4 protein-coding genes are annotated in these 5,355 nt (G+C 41.8%); all 4 read right to left on the bottom strand.

Annotated features, from left to right (window positions below; genetic code table 11):
• Positions 1–559 precede the first annotated feature (559 nt).
• Positions 560–1,810: a DUF4998 domain-containing protein gene (locus AC1DPZ_RS21240; RefSeq protein ID WP_477407183.1), complete on the bottom strand. Its 1,251-nt coding sequence runs from the start codon at positions 1,808–1,810 to the stop codon at positions 560–562.
• Between the two features lie 38 nt (positions 1,811–1,848).
• The gene (locus AC1DPZ_RS21235; protein ID WP_477407181.1) at positions 1,849–3,054 is read right to left on the bottom strand and encodes a DUF5000 domain-containing lipoprotein; all 1,206 of its coding nucleotides are present in this window, start codon (positions 3,052–3,054) and stop codon (positions 1,849–1,851) included.
• A 39-nt stretch (positions 3,055–3,093) separates the two neighbouring features.
• Positions 3,094–5,070: a RagB/SusD family nutrient uptake outer membrane protein gene (locus AC1DPZ_RS21230; RefSeq protein WP_477407179.1), complete on the bottom strand. Its 1,977-nt coding sequence runs from the start codon at positions 5,068–5,070 to the stop codon at positions 3,094–3,096.
• 19 nt (positions 5,071–5,089) lie between these two features.
• A partial coding sequence (locus AC1DPZ_RS21225) for a hypothetical protein (protein WP_477407177.1) occupies positions 5,090–5,355 on the bottom strand: 266 nt, incomplete at its 5' end.

Below are 5,355 nucleotides of genomic sequence, written 5' to 3'. Positions count from 1 at the left end.
GTTTTGTACTGACCAAGACCACCAAATACTTTTGGAGTAGTGGTTTCAGACGAAGTAGTTGCTGTTTTGGTGGAATCGGTTTGAGCATTAGCCATACCTATAACCATCAAAGAAGCAAATGACAATACGACTGTTTTCTTTAATGTAGAATAATTCATAGTTTTTAAGATTTGTTTTTAGTGAAATACCACTAAGTGTTTTAAATTAATATGCTATATAACCTATAAATAAGATAAAAGTTTTCGGGATGAGAAACTTTATTTATTTTAATAGATTGGGAAAGAAGCGAACCGCTTTTGTAGCAGTTGTTGTAATTACTACTCTTTGCATTGGATGTTAACCTTTAGGGGTTTTGCAATATGACTACTGAGTGTTATGCGGCGAAGCTTACGCTGATGCACAGAGCTGGGTTGAAGGCGTATTATACTTAAAAAAGTTATCGAAAACCAATCAATACACTTCAATCCGTTTAATCAAAAAAAGGAATAAACAGCTTTTAATGAAAAGGCCGCCCCATAACTACTTAGGAGACGGCCTTACTTTTATTGAAAATCAGGGGTTAGTTCTTATATAGTTTGATGTTAAACACCTGGAAATAGTTGCCGGGGTTGCCATTTCCAACAACGTTTCCTAAAAATCCAATTGATACCACCTGCGGCGTGGTAAGTGTAAACGTAAAGCTTCTTACTTCCCTGGAAGTTGGATTCGTTTTACCTATAGTGGCTCCATTGTACATAGCAACAGATCCTAATGCCGTAGAGAGGTCAGCAAGTACCGGGAGGCCGTTCCCGCCTGCTGCAGCGATACAATAAACAGAAGAATTTAATTGAACTTCTGAATAGGCATCAAATGAAACGGTATACTCTCCTGCAGGTAACGGGGAAGATGTAGGTTGATAGATTATCCCATTTACAATGGGGCTATTATTCCAGGTTTCCCAATTAATAACCCCGCCCGCGTCGGAGCTATAGCCACCGTTCACGCCATTATCCTTATTTTTAGCGGCCGCATTTGTAATCCACGGCGCTGCAAGCGTTCCCCATCTTCCATCATAAGTCGCTCTTTGAAAAGGGCTTGTTACGTTTGATAAATAAATGCTGGTTACTTCGGCTTTTACAGTGTGGGTTTGATAGTCTGTATAAAAAGTATCAATAGCCGTTTTAGTTGGTTTGAAAGTAGTACGGTAGCTGATAGCGCTGCCCGCTTTAAATTTGGGCAGAGAGGTACTTAAATCGGTTGGCTCGGATGTAATTAAGGTATCGTGCTGTTTATTGATGGCATCGGTATATTTAATTCGCATCGAAATTAACCCATCATCGGCATTTACATCGGCCCAGTTAATCAGGGCAGATCCATCTTTTTGTAGTTCGGCTTTGGCTATGCCACGATTGATGAGCGAACTTTGGTACAGGGGGCCATATACATTACCTGCTAAAGTAACAGGGATTGATATATGCCMTTCATTATCATAAGTGCGGATCTCGAAGGTCATTATACCTTCAGGTAAACTGGGTATAAGCAGTTTAGCCGTATCAACACCCGATGTGCGGGTTACCGGTATTTCTATTGAATCCTGTTTACTGTTCCAATATACCCGATATTTTACAATTTTAGGGTCGGATGTAAAAAGACCGGTTAAAAGCACCCGGTTCCTGCCCGAAAATATCTGTACCGAATCGAGTTTGCCCGGGTATATAATTGGGCCGTTCGGCTCGTATTTCTTTTTATAATCATCCATTTTAGTGCAGGCGCTCATGACAAACGCTGTTAWCACTAAAAGGAAGTATGATGTTATTTTATAATGTTTCATAATCAAAATTTAATTGAAAAAGTGCTTGTACACATTTACTACTTTCCAAATAAGGTAAACTCGCTGATACTCATAAAGTACGATCCCGTCCAGTTGCGTAAGCTTCTGATCCTGATATACCGGTATGAGCTTAGCCCAGCCGGAAAATCAAAGCCCCAGCCATCGTGTGCATATTTGTAATCGGCAGCGGTTTCTGTACCAGATGGAGATCCTGATGGTTTTACAACGTTACAGGTTACTAATTTTGTCCACGAAGCATCCAGCGCACCGCTTACATTTGGCGTGTTTGATCCCCAGATCTCGAAGTCCCTTAAATTTCCTCTTACGTAGTATACGTTACCAATCTCTATAAATGGATTAAGTATAAAACGGCTGAATACACGCGATTTACCCAAATCAAGGGTTATCATTTGCGGGCTGCCTGCTTTCTCTTCGGTAAACACACAATTTGGCCAGCCGCCGGTAAAGTTTCCATCATAAATTTTGCTTGGAATTGTGTAATTATAAAGCGGTATTGCATCGCCTGGCAGGGTATAACTAGACCAGTCGAGTTTTGAAAACTGTTCCTCATAAAAAGGTGTAAGTTTTAAAAATAAAGTGTCGGACCGATTTAAAAATCTGTCTCTCACAAAAAATGCGTATTTCCTTTCAACGGCAGGCTGCCCTCTTACGGCGGCCTTAATTAAAATACTGTTACTGTAAATGTTATCCATCCCTTTTGGCTGCACAAACAAATTGTTATTGGCCGTATCAACCAGCGGTACAATGGCCAGGTTGTCTTTAGTTGGGTTATCGCAGGCCACATTAAAACCACCGAAAGTAGCAGTGATTTTAAGCGATCTGAAAGCAAGGATATAAGGAGGGGTTAATGGGGTTACGGTAACAGAAACCGGTGCCGATGCCTTTTCGCTCGAGTTTACCGCATATAGTTTCACCACATGTGCCAGGGTATCGCCAAAGCCATCCACTGTTAAAGTATTGGTGTAGTGCGATGCAATTACTTCGCGCGTTTTGCCGGGTGCGGTTTCATAAACAGCTTTTACGTAAAAAAGATCGGCATCGCCAGGCAGCGTGTATGTTAAACTGGCTTCGCCGTTTTGGTTTTGTACCTGCACGTTGCTAACAACTCCGGGGGCGTTGTTATTGGTTACTGTAGGTTTATTGAGTGTTTCCTGCTTGCAGCCGGTTGCTATTATTGCTAATAATCCGATATATAAGGCAGCTCGAAATTTCGTTGTTTTCATTTTAATGTTTTTAGTATTAAACATATTGTTGCTATACATTTACCAGTTAGGATTTTGAACCAGGTTTTGGTTAACCAGTAAGTCATTTTCCTGTATTGGCCATAAATAATCACGCGGGATTACAAAATGCCTTGAATATATGGACCTTTCACGGTAATACAGTTCCGGCGAATTTTCACTTATCGACCATCCTGTTACGTTTCCGTTAAGCTCAACACCAGCAGTTTTCCAGCGCAAAAGATCCCAAAAGCGGTGTCCTTCAAAACAAAGTTCAAGGGCGCGTTCGCGCTGAATGATTGATCGCATTCCGTCTTTAGTAGTGTATTTGGTTGGGTTGATGCTGAAGTTTGACCATGAATCCTGCACGGTAGGCAAACCAGCTCTCGCCCTTATACGATTTACATAGGTATATACGTCGGCTACCGGTCCCTGTACTTCGTTTAATGCTTCGGCATAAAGTAAATACAAATCAGAAAGGCGCATTTCGGGCCAAGGATAATTGATATAGGTAACCGTTGCCCACTCGTAATGCCAGTTAAGTGCTTTTTTCATATAAAAGCCGGCAATTGGTATTGGCGACGATTGGCCTACTTCCGCACCACGGGCTTTCAACCACCAGGTGTCTTCGTCGGTTTTGGTTGGGCTGTTGGCCATATACCATACACCACGATCAAATCCCAGGTCGGCATAATAACGTGGCTCCCTGTCAAAATTAAGCCGGGCAGTAGTTTCTCCTTCTTTGATGTTAAAACGTTCATTGTGATTGCCAACCCGCAATTGCGATATGTTGCTAAAATCAAGCGTTTTATCTTCATTAATAGGCACGCCGTTTTTAGTATAAAACATTTTGGCCATTTTTATGGTAGGCCCCAGCAAAGGACRGTTCGCCGATTTTGCGGCATCAGCATTATTAAAATCATACTGGCCTGCACACATCGATTGGAAGAATGAATTGTAGTTGATATTATTATTTGCTGTTAAGCCCCATATCAACTCATCATTCCATTTTTCGCTCATCGCATTTCTGATGCTCATTTGCGTCATGGTAGTTTGGCTAAGCGGCGTGGTTGGCGCGGGGAATGTATACAGTTGTATATTTTGCGCCTCGCAGAAATCAATGGCCGCTTTACAGGCATCAGCCGCACGCTGCCATTTTTCGGCACTAAAGGTTGAATTAAATAATTGTTCGCCGTCTTTGTTTTTGAATGAATTATAATCTGGATTGCCATTAAACAGTGGACTTGCAGCGGTTACCAGTAATTTTGCCTTCATGCTTAAAGCGGCAGCTTTGGTAACGCGGCCAAGTTCGCTGCCTTCATTCCTGATTGTTAAAGGCAATTTGGCTGCTGCCAGGTCGTATAAACCGGCTATGTAGTTCACAACTTCGTCAACCGGACGGCGTTTTACCCTCACCTCGTCGATAGATGCGTCAATAGGTAAGTTTTTATCGATAATAGGAATTGGCCCATAAGCCCTGAACAACTGGAAATGATAAAATGCCTTTAAAAACCGGGCTTCGGCAATCCAGCGTTCGCGGGTATCAACATCCAAATCGCGCACCTTTGTCAGGTCGCTCACGTTTTCGATAAAAACATTACAATCGCGTATAGCCCTGTAGTTTCCCGCTGCATCCCTGGTACCATTCATATAATTGGCTATTGGGTCTGATGAGTTTTGGAAACCCCTTGGTAACTGTAATACGTTTGTTGACCGGATGTGATTTGCCGGGTCTTCTACCCAAACCTCGTCGCCTGCCGTAAGTCCAACGTTATAAGTAGGATCGGTTTCCGTAGGTAAATAGGAGTAGCAGGTAAACAGATATTTTTCTGCCTCGGTTTTTGAAACAAAAGCATTGGCTATTGTTGATACGTTATCAGGAACAACATCCAGAAATGATTTTTTGCAGGATGATACCGGCAAAATCACTATAAAAGCCACCAATAGCAAGGCGATGCGCCCATTGGATGCGTGGTTTAGTGCTGTATGCTTAATTTTTTGTATAAAATTACTTTTCATATAATTGATTTGAAAGCTTTTAAAATTCTACCCTTAAGCCTAAATTAAATACCTTTTGAATTGGATATCCGAGGCCCGATGTGCCCATTTCGGGATCCCACATCTTAAAGCTGCTTAGCGTTAATAGGTTTAAGCCGTTTACGTAAATACGGGCACTATTCAAGTGGATGCTTTTAAGCTGGTTTTTAGTGAAATTGTACCCAATCTCGGCCGATTTTAAACGTAAAAACGAGCCGTTACGTAACCACCATGTAGAGGTTTGGGTATTGTTGCATTGTATATTGG

Source organism: Mucilaginibacter sp. P4_G9 (genome assembly GCF_056400985.1).
The sequence above is the reverse complement of the archived record's forward strand: the minus strand, read 5'-3'. Positions and strand labels throughout refer to the sequence as shown.